This window comes from Amycolatopsis vancoresmycina, from assembly GCF_000716785.1.
Classification (GTDB): domain Bacteria; phylum Actinomycetota; class Actinomycetes; order Mycobacteriales; family Pseudonocardiaceae; genus Amycolatopsis; species Amycolatopsis vancoresmycina.
The window spans coordinates 97,666-122,751 of record NZ_JNYY01000011.1; the positions used below are offsets into that span (position 1 = coordinate 97,666).

General features: G+C 72.3%; 20 protein-coding genes and 1 pseudogene. 13 read left to right on the top strand and 8 right to left on the bottom strand.

Features of this window, described 5'->3' with window-relative positions:
• Positions 1 to 24: 24 nt before the first annotated feature.
• On the top strand, positions 25 to 1,119 hold the full coding sequence (locus OO60_RS26105) for a HesA/MoeB/ThiF family protein (protein ID WP_003082534.1): 1,095 nt from the start codon (positions 25 to 27) through the stop codon (positions 1,117 to 1,119).
• A gap of 2 nt (positions 1,120 to 1,121) precedes the next feature.
• Here the strand turns inward: OO60_RS26105 and OO60_RS26110 are convergent, their stop codons facing one another.
• The gene (locus OO60_RS26110) at positions 1,122 to 3,263 is read right to left on the bottom strand and encodes an ATP-binding protein (RefSeq protein ID WP_003082531.1); all 2,142 of its coding nucleotides are present in this window, start codon (positions 3,261 to 3,263) and stop codon (positions 1,122 to 1,124) included.
• Between the two features lie 151 nt (positions 3,264 to 3,414).
• Between OO60_RS26110 and OO60_RS48450 the strand changes: the two are divergent.
• The 3 genes and pseudogenes from OO60_RS48450 to OO60_RS26115 all read left to right on the top strand — a co-directional run.
• A pseudogene (locus tag OO60_RS48450) lies at positions 3,415 to 3,507 on the top strand (hypothetical protein); the annotation flags it as partial.
• Between the two features lie 122 nt (positions 3,508 to 3,629).
• Positions 3,630 to 3,791 carry an N-acetyltransferase gene (locus OO60_RS47860; protein WP_003082529.1) on the top strand — a complete coding sequence of 54 codons (162 nt, stop codon included), beginning with the start codon at positions 3,630 to 3,632 and terminating at the stop codon, positions 3,789 to 3,791.
• Positions 3,792 to 3,795: 4 nt separating this feature from the next.
• The gene (locus tag OO60_RS26115; protein WP_003082528.1) at positions 3,796 to 4,689 is read left to right on the top strand and encodes an NAD-dependent protein deacetylase; all 894 of its coding nucleotides are present in this window, start codon (positions 3,796 to 3,798) and stop codon (positions 4,687 to 4,689) included.
• On the opposite strand, the gene OO60_RS26120 is transcribed toward OO60_RS26115, so the two are convergent.
• The 3 genes from OO60_RS26120 to OO60_RS26130 form a co-directional block, all read right to left on the bottom strand.
• Positions 4,640 to 5,221: a TIGR03086 family metal-binding protein gene (locus OO60_RS26120; RefSeq protein ID WP_003082526.1), complete on the bottom strand. Its 582-nt coding sequence runs from the start codon at positions 5,219 to 5,221 to the stop codon at positions 4,640 to 4,642. The two genes, OO60_RS26115 and OO60_RS26120, sit on opposite strands and share 50 nt — an antisense overlap.
• A 159-nt stretch (positions 5,222 to 5,380) precedes the next feature.
• Positions 5,381 to 5,836: a group II truncated hemoglobin gene (locus tag OO60_RS26125; protein ID WP_033262259.1), complete on the bottom strand. Its 456-nt coding sequence runs from the start codon at positions 5,834 to 5,836 to the stop codon at positions 5,381 to 5,383.
• A 40-nt stretch (positions 5,837 to 5,876) separates the two neighbouring features.
• Positions 5,877 to 6,818 (bottom strand): NAD(P)/FAD-dependent oxidoreductase, encoded by a 942-nt coding sequence (locus tag OO60_RS26130; RefSeq protein ID WP_004558439.1) that lies wholly within the window; start codon positions 6,816 to 6,818, stop codon positions 5,877 to 5,879.
• Between the two features lie 77 nt (positions 6,819 to 6,895).
• On the opposite strand from OO60_RS26130, the gene OO60_RS26135 reads away from it, so the two are divergent.
• The gene (locus OO60_RS26135) at positions 6,896 to 7,483 is read left to right on the top strand and encodes a helix-turn-helix domain-containing protein (RefSeq protein ID WP_004558438.1); all 588 of its coding nucleotides are present in this window, start codon (positions 6,896 to 6,898) and stop codon (positions 7,481 to 7,483) included.
• Here OO60_RS26135 and OO60_RS26140 read toward each other — a convergent pair.
• On the bottom strand, positions 7,480 to 7,968 hold the full coding sequence (locus tag OO60_RS26140; protein WP_004558437.1) for a GNAT family N-acetyltransferase: 489 nt from the start codon (positions 7,966 to 7,968) through the stop codon (positions 7,480 to 7,482). The genes OO60_RS26135 and OO60_RS26140 overlap by 4 nt on opposite strands.
• A gap of 18 nt (positions 7,969 to 7,986) precedes the next feature.
• On the opposite strand from OO60_RS26140, the gene OO60_RS26145 reads away from it, so the two are divergent.
• Entirely contained in the window at positions 7,987 to 8,553 is a 567-nt protein-coding gene (locus tag OO60_RS26145; RefSeq protein ID WP_004558436.1) for a helix-turn-helix domain-containing protein, read from the top strand.
• 168 nt (positions 8,554 to 8,721) lie between these two features.
• Positions 8,722 to 10,215 (top strand): rhamnogalacturonidase, encoded by a 1,494-nt coding sequence (locus tag OO60_RS26150; RefSeq protein ID WP_004558435.1) that lies wholly within the window; start codon positions 8,722 to 8,724, stop codon positions 10,213 to 10,215.
• 50 nt (positions 10,216 to 10,265) lie between these two features.
• Here the strand turns inward: OO60_RS26150 and OO60_RS26155 are convergent, their stop codons facing one another.
• Positions 10,266 to 10,481 (bottom strand): hypothetical protein, encoded by a 216-nt coding sequence (locus OO60_RS26155; protein WP_033262260.1) that lies wholly within the window; start codon positions 10,479 to 10,481, stop codon positions 10,266 to 10,268.
• 156 nt (positions 10,482 to 10,637) lie between these two features.
• Between OO60_RS26155 and OO60_RS26160 the strand changes: the two genes are divergently transcribed.
• A complete protein-coding gene (locus OO60_RS26160; protein WP_081911260.1) occupies positions 10,638 to 11,537 on the top strand; it encodes an acetaldehyde dehydrogenase (acetylating) in 900 nt (299 codons plus the stop codon).
• Positions 11,534 to 12,595, top strand: coding sequence for a 4-hydroxy-2-oxovalerate aldolase (gene dmpG, locus OO60_RS26165; RefSeq protein WP_033262262.1), 1,062 nt, complete (start codon positions 11,534 to 11,536; stop codon positions 12,593 to 12,595). Before OO60_RS26160 ends, dmpG begins: the two co-directional genes overlap by 4 nt.
• A 75-nt stretch (positions 12,596 to 12,670) precedes the next feature.
• On the opposite strand, the gene OO60_RS26170 is transcribed toward dmpG, so the two are convergent.
• Entirely contained in the window at positions 12,671 to 14,188 is a 1,518-nt protein-coding gene (locus tag OO60_RS26170) for an FAD-dependent monooxygenase (RefSeq protein ID WP_081655982.1), read from the bottom strand.
• A 65-nt stretch (positions 14,189 to 14,253) separates the two neighbouring features.
• Between OO60_RS26170 and OO60_RS26175 the strand changes: the two genes are divergently transcribed.
• Together OO60_RS26175 and OO60_RS26180 are read left to right on the top strand one after the other, a co-directional pair.
• The gene (locus tag OO60_RS26175; RefSeq protein WP_004558500.1) at positions 14,254 to 14,877 is read left to right on the top strand and encodes a TetR/AcrR family transcriptional regulator; all 624 of its coding nucleotides are present in this window, start codon (positions 14,254 to 14,256) and stop codon (positions 14,875 to 14,877) included.
• A 71-nt stretch (positions 14,878 to 14,948) separates the two neighbouring features.
• Positions 14,949 to 18,371 (top strand): NACHT domain-containing protein, encoded by a 3,423-nt coding sequence (locus OO60_RS26180; protein WP_004558501.1) that lies wholly within the window; start codon positions 14,949 to 14,951, stop codon positions 18,369 to 18,371.
• A 6-nt stretch (positions 18,372 to 18,377) separates the two neighbouring features.
• Here OO60_RS26180 and OO60_RS26185 read toward each other — a convergent pair whose 3' ends face one another.
• Positions 18,378 to 20,771 (bottom strand): ATP-binding protein, encoded by a 2,394-nt coding sequence (locus OO60_RS26185; RefSeq protein ID WP_004558502.1) that lies wholly within the window; start codon positions 20,769 to 20,771, stop codon positions 18,378 to 18,380.
• Between the two features lie 104 nt (positions 20,772 to 20,875).
• On the opposite strand from OO60_RS26185, the gene OO60_RS26190 reads away from it, so the two are divergent.
• Both OO60_RS26190 and OO60_RS45045 read left to right on the top strand, forming a co-directional pair.
• Entirely contained in the window at positions 20,876 to 21,721 is an 846-nt protein-coding gene (locus OO60_RS26190; protein WP_156081322.1) for a radical SAM/SPASM domain-containing protein, read from the top strand.
• A gap of 64 nt (positions 21,722 to 21,785) precedes the next feature.
• Positions 21,786 to 25,085: an NB-ARC domain-containing protein gene (locus OO60_RS45045; protein ID WP_051767765.1), complete on the top strand. Its 3,300-nt coding sequence runs from the start codon at positions 21,786 to 21,788 to the stop codon at positions 25,083 to 25,085.
• The last annotated feature ends 1 nt before the right edge of the window (position 25,086 follow it).

Here is a 25,086-nt window from a genome sequence, read left to right on the forward strand (position 1 = left end):
CAGCAGAGTTAGCGAGGAGGGGCCATGCGGCGTCCGAGGATCAAACCCGAACACCTCCCGGTCCGCCACGGCGACGACCGCGTCCGGATCGGCGGCATCGTGCGGGGCATCGCCGCCGACATCACGGACCCGGACGGCTGGGTGTGGGCGCTGCTGGCGGCCCTCGACGGGTCGCGGACCACCGACCAGGTCGTCGCCGACCTGGTCCACCGCCACCCCGCGCGGTCCGAGGCCGACGTCAGGACGGCCGTCGGCGACCTCGTCCGGGCGGGGTACGTCGAGGACGCCGCGGAACCGCCCGTCGCCGGGCTGACCGCGGCGGAGCGGGAGCGCTACCGCCGGAGCCGGGCCCTCTTCCGCTGGATGGACCGGACCCCGCGCCGCACGAGCTGGGACACGCAGCTGCTGCTGGCCGGCGCGCGGGTCGTGGTGGTCGGGATCGGCGGCGTCGGCTGCACCGCGGCCCAGACGCTGGTCCTGTCCGGCGTCGGGCACGTCCACTGCGTCGAGCCCGACGTCGTCGAGCTCTCCAACCTCAACCGCCAGGTCCTGTTCACCGAGCGGGACCTCGGCCGGGCCAAGGTCGACGCGGCGGTCGAGCGGCTGCGCGCGGGCAACTCCGGGGTCCGGGTGACCGGCGAGCGGTCCGCCGTCGACGGCCCCGCGGCGTTGCGGACGCTGGCGACCGGCTTCGACGTGCTGGTGCTGGCCGCGGACCAGCCCGGGGAGATCCGCTCGTGGGCCAACGAGGCGTGCGTGGCGACCGGGACGGCCTGGGTGCACGGCGGCTACCACGGACCGCAGGTCAGCTGCGGGGTGTACCGGCCGGGGACCGGTCCGTGCCACGAGTGCGCGCACGTCGCCGAACGCGAGCGGTGTGCCGGGCAGCCGCCGCTGACCGAGTCGCCGTCGGCCGCCCGGTTCGACCGGCCGCACGCCGCCAACGCCGTGACGGCCGGCGTCGCCGGACAGCTGGCCGCGCACCTGACGCTCAGCCTGATCACCGGGGTGCCGGCCGTGCGGACCAACTGCGAGTTCGGCTACAACCTCGTCACCCTGCAGGACAGCTTCGCGCTCGGCCCGGACTCACCCCGGCCGGACTGCCCGGCCTGCGGATGACGTCACCCGGGCCCGATTTCACGCGCCCGGCGGCGCAGGGTCTCGGCCCGGTCGGCGTCCAGGTCTTCGAGCAGCGCGGCGGCTTCCGCCAGGGAGCTCGCCGCGCCCGTCCGGTCCCCGGTGTGCTCGAGTGAGGTCGCCGCCGTCTCGAGGGCCTGGGCGAGGAGGGCTTCGGTGCCGGCGAGCGTCCGGTACAGCGCGACAGCCTGGCCGGCGTGCTCGATCGCGGCGTCGTGCTCGCCCAGGCCCTGCAGCGCCACGGCCACGTCGCACAGCGCATACGCCTCGCCGACGTGGTCGGCGGCTTCGCGGCGCAGGGCGAGTTCCCGTTCGGCGTGCTCGCGCGCCGGCCCGAACTCGCCCAGCCGGACGCTGATCCGGCTGAGGTTGCACTCGACGACCGCCGCGGGACGTCCGCCGCCCGCCCGCGGCAGGGCCGCGCGGTAGAACTCCCGCGCCTCGGCGTAGCGCTGCTGCAGGAACCGCACCTGGCCCAAACCGGAGAGCGCCACCTGCTGCCGGGCCGGGTCGCCGAGCTCGCCGGCCAGCTCCAGCTGACGGCGGAAGTCCGCCTCGGCCGCGTCCCAGCGGCCCAGGTCGGCGAGCGTGTCGCCGCGGAACCCGAGCAGCAGCGCCTCGGCGGCCCGGTCCCCGGCCGCTCTCGCGGCGGCGAGCCCCAGCGATTCGGCCTCGAAGCGCACGGACCACGAAGCCTGCTCGCGGAGACTCAGGAACCGGGCGGTCCCGGCCAGGACCAGCGCGGCCTCGTGCACGTGGTGCCCGGCGGCCGCGCGCAGCACCGCCGTCAGGTTCGCCTGCTCGGTGGTCAGCCACGCGAGGGCCGCGGCCCGATCGGCCATCGGCAGCTCCGGACCGGACGGCGGCAGCTCGACGGCGGGGGCCTCCAGCCCGGGGAAGACCAGGCGGTCCGCGGCCCGCGCGGTCCGGGCGTACCACGAGAACAGGCGGTCGCGGGCGGCGTGGCGGTGGTCCGGGTCGTCGTCCAGTTCGGCCCGGTGGGCGGCGTAGGCGTGCAGCAGGTCGTGCAGCCGGAAGCGCCGGCCGCCGACGGCCTCGACGAGGTGCACCTCGGCCAGCGCGTCGAGCTGCCGGTACGCCGTGGCGACGTCGACCCCGGCCACGGTCGCGGCGGCCGGCACCCCGAATTCGGTGCCGGGGTGCAGGCCCAGCCGGCGGAACAGGCGGGCGTGCTCGTCCGCCAGCCCGGTGTACGACCAGTCGAACACGGTCCGCACGGCGCTGCCTCCGTCTCCGCTGCTGCTCAGCACGTCCAGGCCGGTCCGGTCGGCCACGATGTCCGCGACGATCTCGGCGACGCTGGTGTGGCGCCGGGTGGCGATCCGGGTGGCGGCGATCCGCAACGCCAGTGGCAGCCGGGCGCACACCTCGACGAGCGCCGCGACGGCGTCGGGTTCGGCGGCGACCCGCGCGCTCCCGAGGATCCGGCGGAGCAGGACGTGGGCTTCGTCCCGGCTGAACAGGTCGAGGGTGAGCTGGCTGGCGGCCTCGGCGACGAGCAGCCCGGTCAGGCTGGCCCGGCTGGTGACCAGCACCAGGCAGCCGGGGGAGCCCGGCAGCAGCGGGCGGACCTGCCCGGCGGTGCCGGCGTTGTCCAGCAGGACGAGCACCCGGCGGCCGGCGAGCAGCGAGCGGTACAGGCTCACCTGGGCGTCCAGTCCGGCGGGGACGCGGTCGTCGTCGATGCCCAGGACGCGCAGGAACGACGTGAGCACCGAGCCGGGGTGCACCGGCTCGCTCGGGCCGTAGCCCCGCAGGTTGGCGAACAGCGTGCCGTCGGGGAAGTGGTGCTCCACCCGGTGCGCCCACTGGACGGCCAGCGTCGTCTTCCCGACGCCGGCGGTGCCGTCGACGGCCGAGATGACCGTGGCGGCCGGCCGGTCCCCGCCGGGCAGGAGTTCGTCCAGCCGGGCGAGCTGGTCGTCGCGGCCGGCGAAGTCCCGGACCGCCGGGGGCAGCAGCCGCGGCACCGGCAGCTGTTCCCGGGGTGCGGAAAGCACCAGCTGCCGGATCGTCCCCGCCTGCACGACGGACCCCGTCACGGTGCCGGGCACCTCGTTCCGCACCGATCCCGTGCCGTGCTCGTGCTCCGGTTCGTCGGCCATCGCATCCCAGCCCGCAGCTCGACAGCAGAACTTCCGGTGTACCGCACATCGGCGGGACCCGGGAGCTGAATGTGACACGGCCAACGCGCACCGTCACCTGGTTGGCCACGCCCGTGGCCGGATCGGCGCCCGCCCGCTCGGGCAGGCGCGGGTGCCGTGGGAGATCGGCGCGGCCGGGCGGGACGTCCGCGAGCTGCGCGAACGGCTCGACCTCGACTCCGGGTACCTCAGCAGGCTGCTCCGCGGCCTGGAACGGGACGGCCTGGTGCGCGTCGAGCCCAGCCGCGACGATGGCCGGTTCTGCCTGCGCGCCTGCTTCGCCGAGCTGGCCGGGCGGTTCGACGACGGCTGCTGGCCGAGCTGGAGGTGTACGCCGGCGTCCGCACGCTGCGGCTCGAAACGAACCGGGCGCTCGCCGAAGCAATCGCGCTCTACCGCGCCGCCGGGTACCGCGAGGTCACGCCGTTCAACGACGAGCACTACGCCGATCACTGGTTCGAGAAGGACCTCACCGGCCCCGTACCCTGATCTGGTGCGAACCCGGCCCACCCTGTCCTGGACGTCGGCGGACGCGCCGCTCCCGCGGACGGCCAGCCTCGACGAGCTGACGAGCGTCGTCGCGCGCGGCGGGGTGGCCGTGCTGAGCGGGGCCGGGCTGTCCACCGAGTCCGGGATCCCGGACTACCGCGGCGAAAGCGGCAGCCTGCGCCGGCACACGCCGATGACCTACGACGAGTTCGTCACCAGCGCCGAAGGGCGGCAGCGGTACTGGGCGCGCAGCCACCTCGGCTGGCGCACGATCGCCCGCGCCGACCCCAACGACGGCCACCGCGCGGTGACCGCCCTGCGCGAGGCCGGGTACGTCTCCGGCGTCATCACGCAGAACGTCGACGGCCTGCACCAGGCGGCGGGCACCACGGACGCCGTCGAGCTGCACGGCAGCCTGGACCGGGTGATCTGCCTGGGCTGCCGCCGCACCAGCCCGCGCGCGGAACTGGACCGGCGGCTGCGGGCGGCCAACCCCGGCTTCGTGGGCGAAGCCACCCGGATCAACCCCGACGGGGACGTCGAACTGTCCGCCGGCGTGGTGCGCGGCTTCCGGCCGGTGCCGTGCGAGGCGTGCGACGGCGTCCTCAAGCCGGACGTCGTCTTCTTCGGCGAGAACGTGCCGCGGCCGCGGGTCGAGCAGTGCTACCGGCTGGTCGACGCCGCCGCGGCCCTGCTGGTGCTGGGCTCGTCACTGACGGTGATGTCCGGGCTCCGGTTCGTCCGCCACGCGGCCGCCGCCGGCAAGCCGGTGGTGATCGTCAACCGCGGCGAGACCCGCGGGGACCGCTATGCGTCCGTGCGGGTCGACCGGCCGCTGGGCGACGCCCTCACCGAGCTGGTCGGCCGGCTCGGCGAGGATCGCGGCCGAACCGCGTGAGCAGCCGGTCCTGGCGGGACGCGCCGGGCACGGCGGGCGGCGGCTCGGCGAAGACGCCCGGGCCCAGTCCCGCGAAGATCGCGTCGTAGTCCTCGTCGATCCACGCGACCAGCCCCGGATCGAGGGTCTCGGCGGCGCCGAGTGCGCGGGCGAGGTCCCAGGTGTGCACGGTGCTGTCCGTCGTGCGCACGGCCAGCGCCCGCCGTCCGGTGAGCTTGCCGAGCGGGTAGTCGACGACGCGGTCCAGCGCGCCTTCTTCGGCGAAGGCCGCCGCGCAGGCGTGCACCGAGGCGGTGTACGCGGCGACGGGGTCGTCCCCGAGGGCGTCTTCGTCGCGGAGCGCCAGGAACTCCTCGCGGGTGGCCCCGTGCAGCAGGCCGATGTAGTTGAGGTTGCCGCGGGTCATGTGGTTGACCAGGGCCCGGACGTCCCAGCCGGGACACGGGGTCGGCGCGTGCCAGCCGTCCGGCGCGACCGCGCGCAGGTGGTGCCCGAAACCCCGAGAGGCGAGGAGGAAGCGGTCGAGGAGCATGCCCGCCAGCCTGGTCCGGCCGCCGCGGCGGCGCTCGCGGCTTTCGGACCTCGTGGACGAACCGGTCCGGGCGGGTGGGGGGAACCCGTCCGGACCGGTTCTGGCGACGGACCTCCACAGCCGGTCGTCGCCTGCAAGACGCGGGGACCGGCTTGGTCGTTACAGCGGCTGCAACCCGTTCCAGGACCAGCGGGGCACGGCCAGCCCGGCGGGCACCCCGGTGGCCGGGCCCGGGTAGGTCAGCACTTCCGCCACCGCCCACTCCATGTAGGCCCGCAGAGCGGCGCGGAACTCCGGATCGGCGGGCAGGCCGGCGTCGTCGGCGGCCTGGACGAAGCAGACGACGAACCGGCGGCCGAGGTCGCTCATGTCGCCGTTGCCGGCGTGCATCCGCAGCATCGCCGAGTGGTCGCTGCACTCGTTCGAGAACCGCGGCGGGCCGCCCAGCACCTCGGCCCAGTACCAGGCGAGCCGTTCGACGTGCTGCGGGTGCTGGCCCGGGTGCGAGAACGGGTGGTTCAGCTCCGGGTCGGCCAGGCAGCGCTCGTGGTGGGCGGCGGCCAGCGCGCGGAACGCGGGGTCGCCGCCGGCGAATTCGTAGAGCGTCGGGCGCATCCGCCGAGCCTGGCACGCGGGCGCGCCGGGCGCCAGGACGTCAGCGCGCCCCGGCGGCCGCGCGTTCCGCGGTGGGGGAGAAGCCGCCGAGCGCCTCGACCGCCCGCCGCGTGTCCTCGGCGACGAGGTCGTGGTTCAGCGCCCCGGCGGCGGCCGCGCCCTGGGCCGCGGCGATGATCACGGTCGCCCGCGCGTCGGCGACGTTCCCGGCGGCCCACACGCCCGGCACGCTCGTCTTCCCGGACGGGTCGACGTCGCCCTCGACGTGGCCGAGGTCGCGCAGGAGCTCGTCGTGCGGGACGGTCCGGGTGCGCAGGAACAGCGCCGTCCGCGGCACGAACCGGGCGCCGAGCTCGACGCCGGTCAGGTGGCCGCCCGCGCGGCGGACCGCGGTCACGATCCCGTCGACGACCCGGATCCCGCGCGCGTCGAGCCGCTCACGGTCCTCTTCGGACAGTTGGGCGGTGTGCGGGAAGTACACCGTGTCCGGCGACCACTGGCGGACGAGCAGGGCGTGTTCGACGCTCGCCGGTTCGGTGCCGAGGACGCCGAGCGGCTGGTCGCGCACCTCGTAGCCGTGGCAGTAGGGGCAGGTGACGGCGTCGGTGCCCCAGCTTTCCCGCAGGCCGGGGAGGTCCGGCAGGTCGTCGTGCACGCCGGTGGCGACCAGGACGCGCCGGGCGGTCAGCTCGCGGCCGCTCGCCAGCCCGGCCGTGAACCCCGGCACCAGGCGGGTCACCCGGTCTTCGAGGAGTTCCACGCCGTAGCCGCGGAGTTCGCCGCGGCCGATCTCGAGGAGTTCGGACGGCGGCAGGCCGTCGCGGGAGAGGAAGCCGTGCATGTGGGACGCCGGCGCGTTGCGCGGGGCGCCGGCGTCGACGACGGCGACCCGCCGCCGCGCCCGGCCCAGCATCAGGGCGGCGCTGAGTCCCGCGGCGCCGCCACCCACCACCAGTACGTCGTAGCTGTTGTTTCCGGTCATGCCGCCACCATGGACGCGGCCGCCCGGATTCGACAACTAATGTTGCCGAATCCGGGACAAGGGGGTTTCCTGGGAGCATGACGGACGCGATCACCCAGGCCCTGGCCGAGGTCGGCCCCCGGCTCAAGCGGGTCCGCACGCAGCGGCGGGTCACGCTGGCCGACCTGTCGGCGGCGACGGGCATCTCGAAGAGCACCCTGTCCCGGCTGGAGTCCGGCCAGCGCAAGCCGAGCCTGGAGCTTCTGCTGCCGATCGCCCAGGCCCACCAGGTGCCGCTGGACGAACTGGTGGGTGCGCCCGAGGTCGGCGACCCGCGGGTCCGCCTCACCGCGCGCCGCATCCCGCGCCACAACGGTGCGACGATGACGGTGCTGCCGCTGACCCGCCAGCCGGGCGCGCCGCAGGCGTTCAAGATGATCCTGGATCCGGAGACGGGCGAACCGGATCCGCAGGTCCACGAAGGGTACGAGTGGCTGTACGTGCTGTCGGGCCGGCTGCGGCTGATCCTCGCCGACCGGGACATGACGCTGGGCCCGGGCGAGGCGGCGGAGTTCGACACGCGGCTCCCGCACTGGTTCGGCGCGGTCGGCGGCCGTCCGGCGGAGATCCTCAGCCTGTTCGGCAAGCAGGGGGAGCGGCTGCACCTGCGGGCGAAGTCCCGTTAGCCGAGGTCGCGCTGCATCAGCAGGGTGTCGAGCCAGCGGCCGTGCTTGAAGCCGACGCGGCGCAGCACGCCCGCGTCGGTGAAGCCGGCCGCGGCGTGCAGCCGCCGTGACGCCGGGTTGCCGGAGTCGACGACGACCGCGATCGCCTGCCGCGCCCCGGCTTCTTCGCACCGCTTCAGGAGTTCGCCGAGCAGCCGGCGTCCGTGGCCGCGGCCGGCGGCCTCGGCGGCGAGGTAGATCGTCGTCTCCACCGAGTACCGGTACGCCGGCTTGGGCCGCCACGGCGTCGCCAGTGCGTAGCCGAGGATCTTCCCTTCGTCGGCGAGCACGAGGAAGGGCCACGCGCGGTCGCGGATCTTCGCGCGCCACTGGTCCGCGGTCGGCGGCGTGGTTTCGAACGTGACGACGGAATCGGTGACGTACGGCGCGAAGACGGCGGCGATGCCGTCGGCGTCGGCCTCCGTGGCTTCCGCTATAGTGGACATACTCAGTATTATAGAGGAATGATCGATCCCGAGTCGCTCGGCCGGCGCCTCCACGAGCTGCGCGCCGATCGCGGCCTCGCGTTGACGGCGCTGGCCCGGCAGGCGGGCGTCAGCACGAGCATGCTGTCGGCCATCGAGCGCGGCGAGAAGACGCCGACGGTCGTGGTGCTGTCCCGGATCGCCGACGGGCTCGGGTTGTCGGTCTCCCGGCTGCTGGCCGATCTGGAGACCGACCGCGTCATCGTCCGCCGCGCGGCGGAGCAGGACCACGTCGCCGAACCCGGCGGCTGGCACCGCGCGGTCCTGACGCCGGTCGTCCCCGGCGTCAACTTCGAGTGGATCCGCACGACCCTGCCGCCGGGCTGCGACGCGGGCCGGTTCCCGGCGTACGCCCCGGGTTCGCACGAGTTCGTCGCCGTCGAGTCGGGGGAGCTGTGCCTCGGCGTCGGCGAAGCGCAGTACGTCCTGACGGCGGGCGACTCGGTGTACTTTCCCGCCGACGTCGGGCATTCCTACGCGAACCGCGGCGAGCACCCCTGCGTGTACTCCGTGGCCGCGTTGATCATGCGCCCGCGCGCTGCTTGACTCATCCGATCATTTGCCCTTAGCTGAAGACGCATTCCCGATCCGCCGTCGGGGGCACGCCGACGTGCCTTCGCCGTTGCGAAGTAGGGAGCTGGAGTGGGAAGAGCGTTGAGCCGCCGCCGTGCCGTCGCGTGGGGAGCCGCCGGTGCTGCCGGTGCCGCACTGCCATTGATCGGACCTCCGGCCGCCGGCGCCGACGAACTGTCCGGCGCGCCGGGCCGATTCTTCGACGTCACGAAGTTCGGTGCGAAGGGCGACGGGCGGACGATCGACACCGCCGCGATCAACCGCGCGATCGACGCGGCCGCGGTCCGCGGCGGGACGGTGTACTTCCCGGCCGGGACGTACGCGAGCTATTCGATCCACCTCAAGAGCAACATCGCGCTGTACCTCGGCGCCAACGCGACGATCCTCGCCGCCGCACCCGCCGGCGGCAAGGGCTACGACCCCGCCGAGCCGGGCGCGGGCAACCCGTACCAGGACTTCGGGCACAGCCACTGGCACAACAGCCTGATCTGGGGCGAGAACCTGGAAAACGTCACCATCGAAGGGCCGGGCAAGATCGACGGCCAGGGCCTGGTGGCCGGCGGCAGCGCGGAATCCGCGCCGCTCAACGGGAACAAGGCGATCGCCCTCAAGCTGTGCCGCAACGTCGCCATCCGCGACATCACGATCGTCAACGGCGGGCACTTCGGCATCCTGCCCACCGGCGTCGACAACTTCCGCATCGACGGGCTGGTGATCGACACCAACCGCGACGGCATCAACATCGACTGCTGCAAGAACGTCCGGATCGCCAACACGACGGTGAACTCGCCGAACGACGACGCCATCGTGCTGAAGAGCACCTACGCGCTGAACCAGGTGCGCGACACCGAAAACGTCACCATCGACAACTGTTTCGTCAGCGGCTACGACCTCGGCACGCTCGTCGGCGGCACGTACAAGACGTCCTCGTCGTACGGCCGCACCGGCCGCGTCAAGTTCGGGACCGAGTCCAACGGCGGGTTCCGCAACATCGCGATCTCGAACGTGGTCTTCGAGCACTGCCGCGGCTTGGCTTTGGAGACGGTCGACGGCGGGTGGCTCGAGGACGTCACGATCAGCAACCTGACGATGCGCAACGTCCAGATGCCGCTGTTCCTCCGGCTGGGCGCGCGGATGCGCGGCCCGGCGGGCATCCCGGTCGGGTTCCTGCGCCGGGTGAGCATCAGCGACGTCACGACGGTCGACGCGGACCCGCGGTACCCGTCGTGCCTGGCCGGGATCCCGGACCACCCGATCGAGGACGTCAAGCTGAGCAACATCCGCCACCACCTGGCGGGCGGCCTGACCCCGGGCGACGCGGTGCAGGACCCGCCGGAGCTGGAAAACGCTTACCCGGAGCCGTCGATGTTCGGCACGCTGCCCGCGTACGGCTTCTTCGTCCGCCACGCGCGGGGGATCAGCTGGGACAACGTCGATGTGCGGTTCGGCAAGCCCGACATGCGCCCGGCGTACGTCTTGCGTGACGTGACCGACGCCGACGTCCACCACGGCCGCGCGGACCAGGTGGCGGGAACGCCGACGTTTGTGCTCGACGGCGTGGACGACTTCCGAGTGAGCGACGGCCGTCCGGTGCCGGAGGCGCGGGTGGACCACGCGGACCACCGGGAAGTGTAGGAACGTCCGGCCGGGCCCCGCCGCCGCCGCGGGACCCGGCCGGGCCCGGCTCAGCGGCCGCGCAGCTTCGGCCGGGCCAGCCCGACCACGGAGAGCACCATCAGCGCGACCGCCGCCACGGCGGCGATCACGGTCAGGACGGGCGCCCGGCCGTCCGTGCCGGTGAGGGTGAGGATGCTCGAGACGAGCAGGACGGCCCCCACACCCAGGTACAACCAGCACAGGGAAGCCGTCGTCGGGACGAAGTGCCAACGCCGTTCGGCCATCGAAACCTCCTCGATCGGGTGCTTTTCCGGAACTGCCCCGATCCGGAGTCGATCAAACCGGCGTGGCGCGCCCGCCGGGATCTCCGGCGCCCGGCCGTTCCGCTGGCCGGAACGCAAGGCTGTCCCGGCCGGACGGCGCGGTGCGACGGTCGGGACATGGCTCCCGTGATGGCGGCGATCGTCGGCCCCGGCAACATCGGCACCGATCTGCTGGCGAAGCTGCGACGCAGTGACGTACTCGAAGTCGGTTATGTGGTCGGAGTGGTCGAGTCGGACGGCCTCGAACGCGCCCGGGCGCAGGGGATCGCGGCGTCGGCCGAGGGCGTGGACTGGCTGCTGCGCCAGGATCCCCTGCCCGAGGTGGTGTTCGAGGCGACGTCGGCGAAGGCGCACGCCGCGAACGCCCCGCGGTACGAGGAAGCGGGCATCCAGGCGATCGACCTGACCCCGGCGCACCTCGGCCCGATGGTGTGCCCGCCGGTGAACCTCGGCGCGCACCTGGACGCCCCGAACGTCTCGATGATCACCTGTGGTGGCCAGGCCACGATCCCCATGGTGCACGCGGTTTCCCGGGTGACACCGGTGCCGTACGCGGAGATCGTCGCCTCGGTGGCTTCGCGCGGAGCCGGGCCGGGGACGCGGGCGAACATCGACGAGTTCACGCGCACGACGTCGCAGGCGGTGGCCGAGATCGGGGGCGCCGGGCGCGGCAAGGCGATCATCATCCTCAACCCGGTCGAGCCGCCGATGATCATGCGGGACACGGTGTTCTGCGCGATCGGCCCCGACGCCGACCGCGACGCCGTCACCGCGTCGATCCACGAAATGGTCGGCGAAGTCCAGAAGTACGTGCCCGGCTACACCTTGCGGGCGGATCCGCAGTTCGACGACGCGCGCGAGGACTGGGACGGGAACGCGCGGGTCGGCGTCTTCCTCGAAGTCCGCGGCAACGGCGACTACCTGCCCGAGTACGCCGGCAACCTGGACATCATGACCGCCGCGGCCGCCCGCGTCGGCGAGCTGATGGCGCGCGCGAAGCAGGAGGTTTCGGCATGAGTGAGCCTGCGAACGAATCGAATGTCACCGCACGCCCGGAACTGCGCCACGACGTCCGGATCGTCGACACGACGCTGCGCGACGGCAGCCACGCGATGGCCCACCGCTTCACCGAGCAGCAGGTGCGGGACACGGTCCGCGCGCTCGACCGCGCGGGTGTCGAGGTGATCGAGGTGACCCACGGCGACGGTCTCGGCGGATCGTCGTTCACCTACGGCTTTTCCGCCGTCGACGAGCTGAAACTCATTGCGGCAGCACGCGAAGAGGCGAAGCAGGCGAAGATCGCCGTCCTGCTCGTGCCGGGCATCGGCACGGCGGAAGACCTGCAGCGGGCCTTCGACGCGGGCGCGGAGATGGTCCGCGTGGCGACGCACTGCACCGAAGCCGACGTCTCGCCGCAGCACTTCGGCCTGGCGCGCGAGCTCGGGATGGAGACGGCCGGGTTCCTGATGATGGCGCACCGGACGCCGCCGGAGGACCTGGCGAAGCAGGCGCGGATCATGGTGGACGCGGGCTGCCAGGCGGCATACGTGACGGATTCGGCGGGGGCGCTGCTGATGCACGAGGCCCGCGCCCGCTTCGAAGCGCTGGTCGCGGAGGTCGGCGACACGGCGTGGGTCGGCTACCACGGGCACCAGAACCTGTCGCTCGGCGTCGCGAACTCGGTGCTGGCGTACGAGGCCGGCGTCCGGTACATCGACGGATCGTTGTGCGCGCTCGGCGCGGGTGCCGGCAATTCCCCGACGGAGGTCCTGGCGGCGGTGTTCGACCGCCTGGAGATCGACACGGGCCTCGACGTCGGCGCGTTGCTCGACGCGGCCGAGGAGGTCGTCCGCCCGTACCTGCACCGGTGGCCGAAGATGGACCGCAACGCGATCGTCCAGGGCTGGGCCGGGGTGTATTCGAGCTTCCTGCTGCACGCGGAGCGGGCGGCGGAGCGCTACGGCGTCCCGGCGCAGGCGATCCTGCGCCGCTGCGGCGAACTCGCGCTGGTCGGCGGCCAGGAGGACATGATCATCGACGTCGCGGTGCAGTTGGCGGCGGAGAAATCGGCCTGACCGGGGTGGTTTCCACCAGATCGGCGAAGCCGCGCGGCCGGCGGGCGCGCCGGGCTCCCGGCGCGCCCTTGCGCGTCACGCGGGTTCGCCGAACCACCGCCGCAGCGCGCCGTCCAGGCCGTCCGCGGAACCGTCGTCGCGGGCCCAGGCGATGTGCCCGTCCGGGCGCACCAGCACGCCCGTCGGTGCCGCGTCGCCCACGCACTTCGCCGTCAGCACCTTCACGCGTCCGGCCCAGCCTGCGGCCGTCTCGGGGAGCTCGGTGTTCTCGGCCAGGTCCAGCAGGAGCGCTTGGCCGTCGTGGAGGTGCTCGCCGAGGCGGGTGCCGTCGGCGAAGGCGAAGTCGGGTGCCGCGCGGCCGGTGAGGTCGTGCTCGCCCTCGATCGGGTACCGGTGCAACACGCCGGAGAGCTTCTTCGCCAGGTACGTCGCGCCGTCGCCGGTGTGCAGCAGGTCGTCGACGACTCGGCGCAGCGCCTTCGTCCGCACGTCGCTGCGCATCAGCGCGACCTGCGCCCGGGTCCACTCGAGCACCCACTCGCCGATCGGGTGCCGCTCGGTCGTGTAGCTGTCGAGCAGGCCCTCGGGCGCCCAGCCGCGGATCGTCGCGGCGAGCTTCCAGCCCAGGTTGACCGCGTCGCCGATGCCGAGGTTGAGGCCCTGCCCGCCGAAGGGCGAGTGGACGTGCGCCGCGTCGCCGGCCAGGAGCACGCGGCCCTGGCGGTAGGTGCTCGCCTGGCGCGCGTTGTCGGTGAAGCGCGTCGCGCTGTGGACCTTCGTCACCCGGACGTCCGCACCCGAGACCCGCCGGAAGCTGTCCTCGAGCTCCTGCGCGGTGATCGGCGCGTCCCGGTCCGCGGGCGGGCCGTCGAACTCGACGGTGAGGAACCGGCCGGGTGTCGGGCCGTGGACGTAGAGGCCGCCGTCACCGTGCTGCCAGCCGCCGGGCAGCACCTCCGTGCCGGTGAGGTCGGCCATCGCCTGCCGCCCGGTGATGGCGGGGTCGGTCCCGGGGAACTCGAAGCCGGCCAGCTTGCGCACCCGGCTCCGCCCGCCGTCGGCCCCGACGAGCCAGCCGGCGCGCACGGACCCGCCGTCGCCGAGGTGCACGGTCACGCCCTCGTCGTCGGCGTCGAACCCGGTCAGCTCGGCACCACGCCGGATCTCGACCCCCAGTTCGAGCGCGCGCCCGGTCAGGATCGCCTCGACGGCCTGCTGCTGGATGACGACCACCCGCGCCGCGGGTCCGACGTCCCGGAAGTCGGGATCGTCGAAGTCGACCCCGGTGGCGGCGACCATGATCCCCGCGAAGTGCCCCACCGGGATCGCGCCCTTCGGCCCGCCCGCCCCGCGCGACTCCAGGAACTTCTTGATCTGCGCGAAGTTCTGCTGCACGACTTCGTCCATGGCGGGCAGCAGCCCCCGCCGGTAGAAGGCTTCGGCCGTGGTCAGGTTGACCGACCCGGCCTTGATCGTCTGGTCCGGTTCGGGCAGCCGTTCGACGACGAGCACGTCCACGCCCGCCAGCCGCAGTTCGCAGGCCAGCATCAAGCCGACCGGTCCGCCCCCGGAGATCACCACATCCCTGTTCATGGCTCCGATGATGCCGCGGAACTTTTACCGAGTCAAACTTTTGGCTCGGTCTATACTCTCGGCTCATGGCGGATCACGGACTGCGCGAGCGGAAGAAGCGGGCCACCCGCCTGCTGATCTCGAACGTGGCCACGGGCCTGTTCATCGAGCGCGGCTTCGAGGAGGTGACGGTGGCGGAGATCGCGGAGGCGGCGGGTGTCTCGAAGATGACGGTGTTCAACTACTTCCCGCGCAAGGAGGACCTGTTCCTGGACCGCCACGCCGACCGCCTGGAGGAGCTGACGGCGGTGGTCCGGTCCCGCCCCGCCGGCGTGTCCCCCTGCGAGGCGCTGCGCCGCCACCAGCACGCCCTCCTGGCCGCGGGCCACCCCCTGTCCGGCGCCATCGCGGGCGGCCCGGGTTTCTGGTGGGTACTGACCTCGAGCCCGGCCCTGATGGCCCGCTGGTACGAGCAGGAGCGCGAGATAGCGGCGGCGTTCGCGGAGATCCTGACGGAGGAGTCGGGAGAGGCGTTCCGCGCCCGGATGGTGGCGGGCTTGCTGACCACGGCGATCACGACGATCTTCGCCCACGCAATGGGCCGCATAGTGGCGGGCGACGACGCGGAGACGGTCCGGCGGGAGCAGGTGGCGGTGATCGACCAGGCGTTCGACCTGGTGGAACACGGCGTGGGCGACTTCCCCGGCTGAGCGGCCTGGAATCCGTGCTGGTGCGCCGCTAGGTTTGACCGCATGCCTGCGCCGAGCCCCGCGTCCCGCTGATGACCGGACACCACAACGAAATCACCGGCGGAACCTTTTCCGGGCCGGTGGTGCAGGCGGGAAGCATCGAGCAGCTGAGCATCCACCTGGGCGGCGAGGCGCCACCGCGGCCGCCGCTGACGTCCTGGGCCGACCGGCCGGAGCTCACGCCCCGGCTCCGGGACCTGCTGACCGCGCAGCAAGGGGCGACCGAGTCACTGCCCTACACCCTGCTCGGCGTCCGGCAGCCGGACCTCGTCGACGTCTACGTGCAGCAGACGATGCGGGCGCAGGCCACCGACCGCTCGCCCGAGCCCGACCGGGGCGCAGCGGAACCCGAGCGCCGGAGCGGTGAGCCGGGTGAGCGCACCCTCACGATGACCGAAGCGCTCAACCGCGGCGGGCACCTCCTGATCACCGGCGAACCCGGCGCGGGGAAGTCGACCGTCGGCTACATGTACGTGCAGCAGATTTCGAAGTACTGGCTCGGCGCCGACCGCGGTGGGCCCCCGATCGCCGAGCCGGTGCTGCCGGTGCGGATCCCGGCGCGTGCGCTGGCCGAGAACGCGGCCTGGGGCGAGCTGCTGGCTTCCGGGCTGCAAGCCGTGCTGGGGCAGCGGCTCGACGAGAAGCCGCGGCCCGACCTGCTGGCGCGCCGGGCACTGGGGGCTCGCTGGCTAGTGTTCATCGACGGCCTGGACGAAATCGTCGAACCGCAGACCCGCGCCCAGGTGATCGCCGCCCTCGCCGACCGCATCCGGCGAAGCATGGACCACCGGCTGGTCATCACCACCCGGCCGCTGCCCCACCACGAACTCCTGCCGCTCGAGCGCACCGACATCGACGGCTTCCAGATCCAGCCGTTCAGCCCGGTCGAGCTCGAAGAGTTCGCCCGCGTCTGGTTCCGGGACCAGAACCCGCTCGAGCCGGTCAAGCAGGCCGGGCAAGCCGCCGAGTTCGTGCGGCAGATCCGGGACAGCAGGCTGCGCGAACTCGTCCGGAACCCCCTCCAGGCCACCATCGCCGCGATCGCCCACACGCTCGAGCCGGGCCGGCCCCTGCCGAACAGCCGGATCGACCTCTACGGCCGCTTCATGGCTTACCTCCTCGACGAAGGAGCGAGCCGCCGTGACACCTTCGCCGAGCTGCGCCGCGGGGCCCGCGACCACCCGGCTCGTCTGGCCCTACTGGACTGGCTGCAGGGGCAGCGCGTCGATCTCGTCGAGCACCTCGCCGTCCACCGCCTCGAGACCGAGTCCCCGCTGATCGAAGCCGCCCAGGAATGGGTGACCGCCCGGCGCGCCGACGTCCCGGACGGGTGGCAGGGAGACCTCCGCGCGGTGTTGACCGGAACCGGCGTTTTCGTGCCCCGCGAGGGCGACCTGGAGTTCCGGCACCACTCCTTCGCCGAGTTCCTGGCGGCCCGGTCCCGGGCCGGCGAGATCCCGGCCGAGTTCCCCGACCTGGAGGAGTGGATCGAACGCGGGCTGAGCGGCGCGAAGCGTGTCTTCGCGCTCTTCACCTTCGTGCTGTGGGGACGCGAGAACCACGACGTCGGACGCGTCCTGCGCGCGCTCCTGCAAGGCACCGGCGAACGGGTGCTGCTCGCCGGCCGGCTCGTCGGCGAGGGTATCGACGTCGACGACGAGCTCACCGCGGCAGTCGTCGACCGGCTCCTGGATCTCCTGGTTTGCCAGGGCGTACGGGACGATCCGTGGGACGACGTGGAGTCCGTCGGAGAAGTCTTGAGCCTGCTGATGCCGCAGATGCTGGGGTCCCGTGGCCTCGACCGCCTGCGTGCGCTGCGGGACGGCGCCGATCTGGCTGAGGCCATCCGGATCGAAGCGGCCGCCGTGCTCGGCCGCCTCACCGACGCGCAGGCCGCGGCCGACTGGCTCGAAGGCTTTCTCCGGAACGCCAGTCTGGCCGGTATGAGGCGCGGTGCCGAGGTGCTGCGGGAAGTGGTGCCGGACGGTGCTCGGCGCGTCGACGACGTGGTTACCCGAATCGCCGCGACGAACGAACACGACCGCGTGCTGACCATGGCGCTGATCTCACTGCTCCTGCAGGTCGACCGCACGGCATCGGCCGCGAAGATGGTTCGCGATCTGGTCGACGATCTGCGTGCCGGTGCTGATTTCGAGGAGGCTGACTTCGCGTACACCGAGAACGACAGCCGCTTGGCGGATTCTTGGGACGAGGGTGTCGCGAGCTGGGGCGTCTTGGCCGATCTCGCCGCTCGAGCGGGCTGTCAAGACGAGGCTTTGTGGGCCGCCCGCCGGGCCTTTGTCTCGCCCGACCCTCGTGTTGCGGAGTTCCGGGACGCGGTGGACGCGGTGCTTTCCGTGGGACAGCCGGACGCAGTCGCCGAGGTTGTCGGTGCCACGGCCGAACGATCGACCCGGCACCTGGTGGAAGCCGCCGCGGCATTGCAGGCGAAATTGCATTCGGCGGCCGCGCTTGAACTCGCGAGCCAGGCTCTCGCCAATCCACACGCAGGAGAGGTCGAGTGGATAGTGGCTGCCGGAGTCTTCAGCTCCTGCAACGCCACGGACAGCCTCCTGGAGCAGGTGGAAAAGCTACCGCGCCAAAGCGCGCATCGATTGATCAAGGCTGTTTCGCCTTTTTTTCCTAAAAGCCATCCGATGGTTCGGGAAGCGGCGCGGCTCACGATCACCGACGGCTCGTTCGGATACGGAGATTTCGACAGCGCTTGCCGCGTCCTGCTCGACGGGGCAGATCAGGAGGATGCTCGGTTCGTCTATGAGGCCAGTGTCAACCGCGGGCCCGATTTCTGGGTGAGGGCGGCCATCTCCCTTTCGTTGTCCGGTCATCAGGTGCTCGGTGACGAGCTCATCGCCAAGGTTCGAGCCGGGGCAGCCGTGGACGGCTGGATCGATCTCGCTCTCGGACTCGACGACGACAAGCACTCCGACGTGGTGACCGAACTGCTCACTGCGGCGGTCGAACAGGACTCGGAGGTGTCAGAATACCGGCAGCGCCGATTCGCCGTCGCCCTGAATGGTGTGGGTATGAAAGCCCAGGCCATCCGTTTGGTGAAGGGTGGTTTCGACGAAAGCTTCGGAAGCATCGGGCCGGCGTCGTGGGTCGAGCTGTGGATCGAGATTGGTGGCGCAGCCGAGGCCGAGAGCATCTCGACGGAGGTGTTGAAGCGCGACATCAACGCCGAACAGCGCATGAGTGTTGCGGAAGAATTCGCGAAAGCCGGACTGCTGAATCCGGCGATCAAGGTCTGGCTGGACGTTCTCCGGCACCACGGCGAGGCCGTCGACCAGGGCGTGCTCGCGGCGTACAGCCTGGCGAAGTGCGGCCACCGAGCCGACGCTGCCGCGCTGCTGACCGGCACCCTCGCCGACAAGCGCCTTCCCGCCCGGGTCCGTGACCGGCTGCGGTCGCTGCACGCGTGGGTCACGGCCGGGTAACCCCCTTCAGGGCAGGGCCCGCCGGATCCGTTCGAGCCGCTCGGTGGCTTCGAAGTCGTCCAGGCGCGCCAGCTGGCCGGCCGCTTCCCGGCGGACCTCGGCGGCCTCCTCGCCGTCGCCGGCAGCCGCCAGCGACTCCGCGAGGTTCTCCAGAACCAGGCCCAGTACCCAGGGCGAGCCCGTCTCGCCGGCCACCTTGGCCGCCTGGCGGTGGAACGGGACGGCGTCGGACGGCCGGCCGAGCTCGCGGAACGTCGTGCCGGTCCCGTCGAGCGACCAGGCCAGGCGGTCCAGGACGCCCGCGTCCTCGTAGATGGTCGTGGCCCGCCGGTAGGAGACGAGCGCGTCTTCGTGCCGGCCCGCGAGCCGCTGGATCCGGCCGTGGTCCAGCAGCGCCCAGCCTTCGGTGCGCGTGTCCCGTTGCTCCCGCGCGATCTCGACACCGCGTGCGGCGTCGGTGAGGGCGGCGGCGACATCGCCGAGGTTCGCGGTCGCCCGCGCCCGGAAGACCAGGCCGACGAGCTCGATGTGCCGGTTTCCCAGCTCCCGCCCCAGCTCCACGCTGCGGCGAGCGGCTTCGACGGCGTCGCGGTGCCGCCGGATCCCGTCGTAGGCCTCGGCCAGGTTGAACAAGGCCGCGGCCTCGCCTTCGACGTCCCCCTCGGTCTGCTGCAGGGCCCGCAGGACCTCGAACCGGGCGGACGCCTCGGCGAACCGCCGCCGGTGCAACAGGTTCACCCCGAGGAAGTTGAGGACGATCCGCTCACCGTGGTGGTCTTCGAGCTCGCGGAAGATCGCCAACGACTCCTCGGCGCGGGCCGCGGCGTCGTCGAACCGCCCCCGCAGCCGCTCGATCTCGGCGAGCGTCGCCAGGAGATCCGCTTCGCCTTGCCGAGCCCGGTCGCGGCGGGCGGCTTCGAGGGCGATGTTCACCGCGACGCGCTGGTCGTGGATCGGCACCCGCCGCATGGCCGGTTCGGTGGCCAGCGTCAGCTGCCAGGTCACCGTGTCGAGCCCGGATTTGGCCGCGGCCTGGATCGCGGCGAACAGGTTCGGCCATTCGAGGTAACACCACTGCACCGCCGAGTCGTGGTCGGGGAACTGCAGCGCGGTGGCGGGCGCGGGCAGGGCGTCCGGCGCCAGCATCCGGCCCCACTGGTGCATGACCTCGCAGGTCGCGTAGGCCGTGTGCAGGTACCACGCCAGGATCCGGGCCAGCACCTCGTACTGCTGCTCCAGCGGTTCTTCGTGGTGGGCGGCATCGGTGGCGTAGGCCCGCAGGAGGTCGTGGAACTGGTACCGGTCGGCCGCGGTCTGCTCCAGCATGTGCGCGCCGACGATGGAGTCGAGCAGGTACCGGGCGGTGGTCACCGGCACGCCGGCCGCCTCGGCCGCGATGCTCGTGCCGAACTCCGCGGTGGGGTGCAGCCCGAGCACGCGGAACATGCGCGCCGCCTCGGGGGAGAACGAGCGGTAGGACCAGGCGAACACGGCGCGGACGCCGTCGTATTCCTCGCCGTTGCCGGCCGCGAGCTCGTCCCAGAGCCGGGACTCGTCGCGCAGGTTGCGGATCAGCTCGGTCAGCGGCATCCACGGGCGGGACGCCGCGCGCTCGGCCGCGATGCGCAACGCCAGCGGCAGCCGGGCGCACAGCCGGGCGAGTTCGGCGAGATCCGCTTCCTCGTCCCCGGCCCGGTAGTCGGTGGTCAACGTCCGGATCAGGGCCACGGCCTCGGGTTCCGGCAGGATCTCGACGGTGACTCGCTGCGCCCCGTCGTGCGCCATCACCCCTTCGAGGCGGTCTCGGCTGGTGACGATGATCCGGGCCGCCGAGCCACCCGTCAGCAGCGGCCGGACCTGGCTGATGTTCGCGGCGTTGTCGAGGACGATCAGCACGCGGCGCTCGGCCAGCAGGGACCGGTAGAGCGCGGCCTTTCCCTCGACGTCGTCGGGAATCCGGCCGGACGGCACCCCCAGCGCACGGAGGAACCGGTCGAGGGCCTGCTCGGCGGTGACCGGCGAACCCGGGTCGTAGCCGCGGAGGTTCACGTACAGCTGCCCGTCCGGGAACCGGCCCATCGACCGGTGCGCCCAGCGGAGCGCCAGCGCGGTCTTGCCGACGCCCGCCGTACCCACGATCACGGTCAGCCCGGCTGGCTCGGGACCCAGCAGCACGCGGTCCAGCCGGTCGATTTCGGCGGTCCGGTTGACGAATCCGCGCACGTCACCGAGCAATTGCCGGGGAACGCCGGAATCCGGCGGGCGGGAGCGGTGGAAATGCACGCCGCCGCTGACGTCGCGAGCCTGTACGACCTCGGCCGCGTGCCCGGACAGCACCGAGCGGGTCCCGTCCTGGGGGACCGGTACCGGGTCGTCGCCGGCGGTGTCGGGTCGGCCCATCACGCCCCTCGGAAGCGTCCGGCTGCCGAGTATATCCGTGCTTCTCCCGCTGGGCGGCCAACGCTGCGAGACTGGATTCCCTACCGGCCCTCGAACGAGCAGGGGTGACTGTGCGGACTCGGGATCGGCACGATGACGACTTCACGGCCCCGGTTGATCTCGTCTGGCTGGAAATCACCGGGAAATGCCAGCTCATGTGCCTCCACTGCTACGCCGAAAGCGCACCGGCCGGCCGCCACGGCCCGATGACCGCCGCCGACTGGATCCGCGTCATCGACCAGGCCGCGGCCTGCGGCGCGCGGAAGGTGCAGTTCATCGGCGGCGAGCCCACCCTGCGGCCGGAGCTGCCCGACCTCGTCGGCCACGCGGCGGCGGCGGGCCTGCGGGTGGAGATCACGTCGAACCTGGTGCGGTTGCCGGCGCGCATGTGGACCGCGGCCGCGTTGCCCGGGGTCGAGCTGGGGACGAGCTACTACTCGGACGACCCGGCCGAGCACGACGCGATCGTCGGCAGGCGCGGCAGCCACGCCAGGACGACGGCGACGATCGAGACGGCGGTCGCGAGGGGGATCCCGGTGAACGCCGGGGTGATCGATGTCCGTCCCGGGCAACGCGTCGAGGGTGCCGAAGCGGCCCTCCGGGAGCTGGGCGTCACGCGGATAGTGGTGGACCGGCTGAGGCACTTCGGCCGGGGTGCGGCCGGCCGGCCTCCGGAAGTCGCGGAGCTGTGCGGCCGGTGCGCGAAGGACGTCGTCGCGGTGTTGCCCGACGGATCCGTGACGCCGTGCCCGATGGCGCGCTGGTTGTCGTTCGGGAACGTCCGGGAGTTCCCGTTGGCGACGCTGGTCCGCGGGACGGCGGCCCGGCGGATCCGGGCGGCGATCGGCGAGGCGACGACCTGGACCGCGAACTGCGCGTCGAGCACCCAGGGCGGTGGGTGCACACCCTGACCCGCCACCGGCCGGTCGTTAGACTGTCCGGCCTCTGCCTGCACGATCTCCGACGGGACGACGATTGACCGGAACGCACAACGAGGTCGGCGGGAGCGCCCAGTCGGTCGTGCAAGCACGGGACGTCCGCGACATCACCGTCGTGAACGTGACCGCCGACGGCACGCCCGGCCGGCCGATCACCGCGGTCCCGGAAACGCGCAACCTCGTCCCGCGACCGGAACTGACCGAGCCGCTGATCGCCCGGCTGGCCGGCCGCCAGGACGGCGGGGTCGTGGCCTTGACCGCGGTGGCGGGCGCCGGTGGCTTCGGGAAGACCACCCTCGCCGCCGAGGCGTGTCACGACGACCGGGTCGTCGGGAAGTTCCCGGACGGGATCCTCTGGGTGACCATCGGCGAGCACACCGCCGCGGCCGAGCTGGCGAGCAAGATCAACGACCTGGTCCTGCACCTGTCCGGCCGCCGACCGGTGTTCACCGATCCCGAACAGGCCGGCCGTCACCTCGGCCGGCTGCTGGAGGACAGGTCCTGTCTGCTGGTCGTCGACGACGTGTGGCGGTCGTCCCAGCTCACCCCGTTCCTGCTGGGCGGCGCGAGCTGCGTGCGCCTGGTCACGACCCGGGTCAAGGACGCCCTGCCGGCCGGCGTCGTCCCGATCGTCGTGGACGCCATGACGGAGTCCCAGGCGATGGCCTTGCTCGGGGCGAATCTGCCCGGCACCGGGGCGGAGGAGCTGCACGGCGTCCTCGCCCGCACCGGGAAGTGGCCCGTGCTGCTGGCGCTGGCCAACCGTGCGCTGGGCAAGTACGTCCAACGGGGTCTCACCGTGGCCGAGGCGGCCGGCCGGCTGGTGCAGCTCCTCGACGCGCAGGGACCGGCGGCGGTCGACATCAACGACGCCGGGCAGCGGAACCTGGCGGTCGCGGCGACCGTCGAGGCGAGCCTTGCGCTGCTGGAGAGCAGTGGTGCCGGCCGGCTCGGCCGCTACCTGGAGCTGGCGGTGTTCCCCGAAGACGTGGCCATTCCGCAGGACGTCCTCGAGAAGTTCTGGGGCCGCACCGGCAACCTCACCACCGTGGAGGTCGAGCGGCTCTGCTCGGAGCTGGACGACCTCTGCCTGGTCCAGGGCTACCGGTTCGTGCCGAAGCCCGAGCTCAGGCTGCACGACGTGATCCGCGCCTACCTCCGGCACCGCGCCGGGCCGGATCTCCCCGTGCAGCACCGGAATCTGCTGGACGCCCACCGGAGCGGGGCGTGGTGGGAGCTGCCCGCCGAGGAACGGTACTGGTGGGAGTACCTCTGGTACCACCTGGATCAGGCCGGCCTGACCGAAGAACTGAACGCGACCGCGTGCGACTTCAGGTGGATCATGGCCGCGCTGACGAACGCGGGACCGGACGTCGCCGACACGTTCCTCGGTGCGGCTTCGGATCCGCTGGCCGCGAGCCTGCGGCGTGCGCTGCGGCAGAGTGCGCACCTGCTTCTGCCGTTGCGGCCGGCGAGCGATCTGGCGCCGACTCTGTTGTCCAGGTTGGCCGGCTACGCCGAACTGGCGGAGTACGCCCGGCACTGGTCGGCGTCGTCGGATCGCCCCCGCCTCTTCCCGGCCTGGCGGCTGCCGGACCTCCCGCACCCGTCGTTGCGGCGGGCGATCTACCACGAGTCGGACAACTTCATCGCGGTGTCGATCAGCCCCGACGGGAGCTGGTTCGCGGCTGCTCCGGGCGACGGTACCGTCCTGCTGTTCGATTCGAAGGGGAAGGAACGCGCAGTCCTGAGAGGACACACCGCGAACGTCTGCGCACTGGCCATCAGCCCGGACGGCACCTGGCTGGCTTCGGCGAGTGCCGACGGAACGGTTCGGCTTTGGTCGGCAGGCGGGGCCGAACTCGGGGTGCTCTCCGCGCATCCCGGCGGCGTGCTCGCCGTGGCCATCAGCCCGGCCGGTGACTGGCTCGCGTCCGGCGGCAAGGACGAAGCGGTCCGGTTGTGGCGGCCGGACGGGACCGGAATCGGCACGCTGTCCGGGCACTCGGGGACGGTCATGGCCGTGGCGGTGAGCCCCGACGGCACCTGGCTCGCGAGCGGAGGTGACGACGGGACGGTCCGCCTTTGGCACCCGGACGGAAGGACCATCCGGGTGCTGAAGGGGCGGGTCGGGAAGGTTTACGCCGTGGCTGTGGGGCCGGACGGTACCTGGCTCGCCGCCGGGGGAACGGCCGGTATCGTCCGGTTGTGGGGAACCGACGGGCGGGAACAGCACAAGCTGGTGGGGCACGAGAGTTACGTCCGGGATATCGCGCTCAGCCCCGACGGGCGATGGCTTGCTTCGTGCGGTGACGACAGTTCGGTCCGGTTGTGGAGCCGGGAAGGTGCCGAACTGCGGGTGCTGAACGGGCACACCGACATGGTGCGCGAAGTGGTCATCAGCCCGGACGGAGGAGAAGTGATCTCGGTCGGCGACGATCACACCGTCCGGTTCTGGCGTGGTCGTGACGCGACCGCTGCCGAGGGAACCGAAGTTCGTGGGGTGGTCACGGACATCGCGATCGATCCGACCGGATCCTGGCTGGCCACGACGAGTCACGGCGAGACGATCCGCCTCTGGGACGCCGGCGGCAAAGTGCGCGGGACACTGGAGGCGGGCACCGATTGGATCACCTCCGTCGCGATCAGCTCCGACGCCACCTGGCTGGCCGCCGCGGGCGCGGATTCCGTCGTGTACGTGCTCGGCGTCGATGGCACCGCGCAGGCGGCCCTGCTGGGACACGACGACGACACCTGGGTCTACGCGATCGCGATCAGCCCCGACGATGACTGGCTCGTATCGGCCGGCCAGGATTCCACGGTGCGTCTTTGGCGCCCCGACGGCACCGCCCTGGCCTGCCTGACTCAGCACAGTGGTGGCGTACCCTGCCTGTCGATCAGCCCGGACGGTTCCTGGTTCGCCAGCGGCGATGGTCATGCGGTGATCCGCTTGTGGGATCACGAAGGCACCGAGCGACACGTGCTGCGAGGCCATCGCGCCTATGTGAACGCGGTCAGGATCAGCCCAGACGGGACCTGGCTCGCCAGCGCGAGCCGGGACGACACGATCCGGTTGTGGGGCGCCGACGGTGCCGAACTCGCTGTCATCGAAGGACATGGCGACAGCGTCAACGACGTCGCGATCAGCCCGGACGGCAGGATGATCGCCAGTTGCAGCGAAGACCGGACGATTCGGTTGTGGAGCAGGGAAACCCTCGATTGCGTCTCGGCGCTGCGCACCGAATCGTCCCTGGATCGCATCACCTGGTTCCCGTCCGGCGACCGCATCGCCGTCGGAGGGCGGCTCGGTCCCTATGTCTTCGACCTGCTCGAGTGAC

What these genes read in the sequence shown, in the direction of transcription:
- OO60_RS26135 (WP_004558438.1), top strand. Translation starts at nt 6,896, where the DNA reads ATGACGGACGCGATCACCCAGGCCCTGGCCGAGGTCGGCCCCCGGCTC.
- OO60_RS26185 (WP_004558502.1), bottom strand. Translation starts at nt 20,771, where the DNA reads ATGGGCCGACCCGACACCGCCGGCGACGACCCGGTACCGGTCCCCCAG.
- OO60_RS26130 (WP_004558439.1), bottom strand. Translation starts at nt 6,818, where the DNA reads ATGACCGGAAACAACAGCTACGACGTACTGGTGGTGGGTGGCGGCGCC.
- OO60_RS26110 (WP_003082531.1), bottom strand. Translation starts at nt 3,263, where the DNA reads ATGGCCGACGAACCGGAGCACGAGCACGGCACGGGATCGGTGCGGAAC.
- OO60_RS26145 (WP_004558436.1), top strand. Translation starts at nt 7,987, where the DNA reads ATGATCGATCCCGAGTCGCTCGGCCGGCGCCTCCACGAGCTGCGCGCC.
- OO60_RS26160 (WP_081911260.1), top strand. Translation starts at nt 10,638, where the DNA reads ATGGCTCCCGTGATGGCGGCGATCGTCGGCCCCGGCAACATCGGCACC.
- dmpG (WP_033262262.1), top strand. Translation starts at nt 11,534, where the DNA reads ATGAGTGAGCCTGCGAACGAATCGAATGTCACCGCACGCCCGGAACTG.
- OO60_RS26105 (WP_003082534.1), top strand. Translation starts at nt 25, where the DNA reads ATGCGGCGTCCGAGGATCAAACCCGAACACCTCCCGGTCCGCCACGGC.
- OO60_RS26155 (WP_033262260.1), bottom strand. Translation starts at nt 10,481, where the DNA reads ATGGCCGAACGGCGTTGGCACTTCGTCCCGACGACGGCTTCCCTGTGC.
- OO60_RS26170 (WP_081655982.1), bottom strand. Translation starts at nt 14,188, where the DNA reads ATGAACAGGGATGTGGTGATCTCCGGGGGCGGACCGGTCGGCTTGATG.
- OO60_RS26125 (WP_033262259.1), bottom strand. Translation starts at nt 5,836, where the DNA reads ATGCGCCCGACGCTCTACGAATTCGCCGGCGGCGACCCCGCGTTCCGC.
- OO60_RS26120 (WP_003082526.1), bottom strand. Translation starts at nt 5,221, where the DNA reads ATGCTCCTCGACCGCTTCCTCCTCGCCTCTCGGGGTTTCGGGCACCAC.
- OO60_RS26175 (WP_004558500.1), top strand. Translation starts at nt 14,254, where the DNA reads ATGGCGGATCACGGACTGCGCGAGCGGAAGAAGCGGGCCACCCGCCTG.
- OO60_RS26140 (WP_004558437.1), bottom strand. Translation starts at nt 7,968, where the DNA reads ATGTCCACTATAGCGGAAGCCACGGAGGCCGACGCCGACGGCATCGCC.
- OO60_RS26180 (WP_004558501.1), top strand. Translation starts at nt 14,949, where the DNA reads ATGACCGGACACCACAACGAAATCACCGGCGGAACCTTTTCCGGGCCG.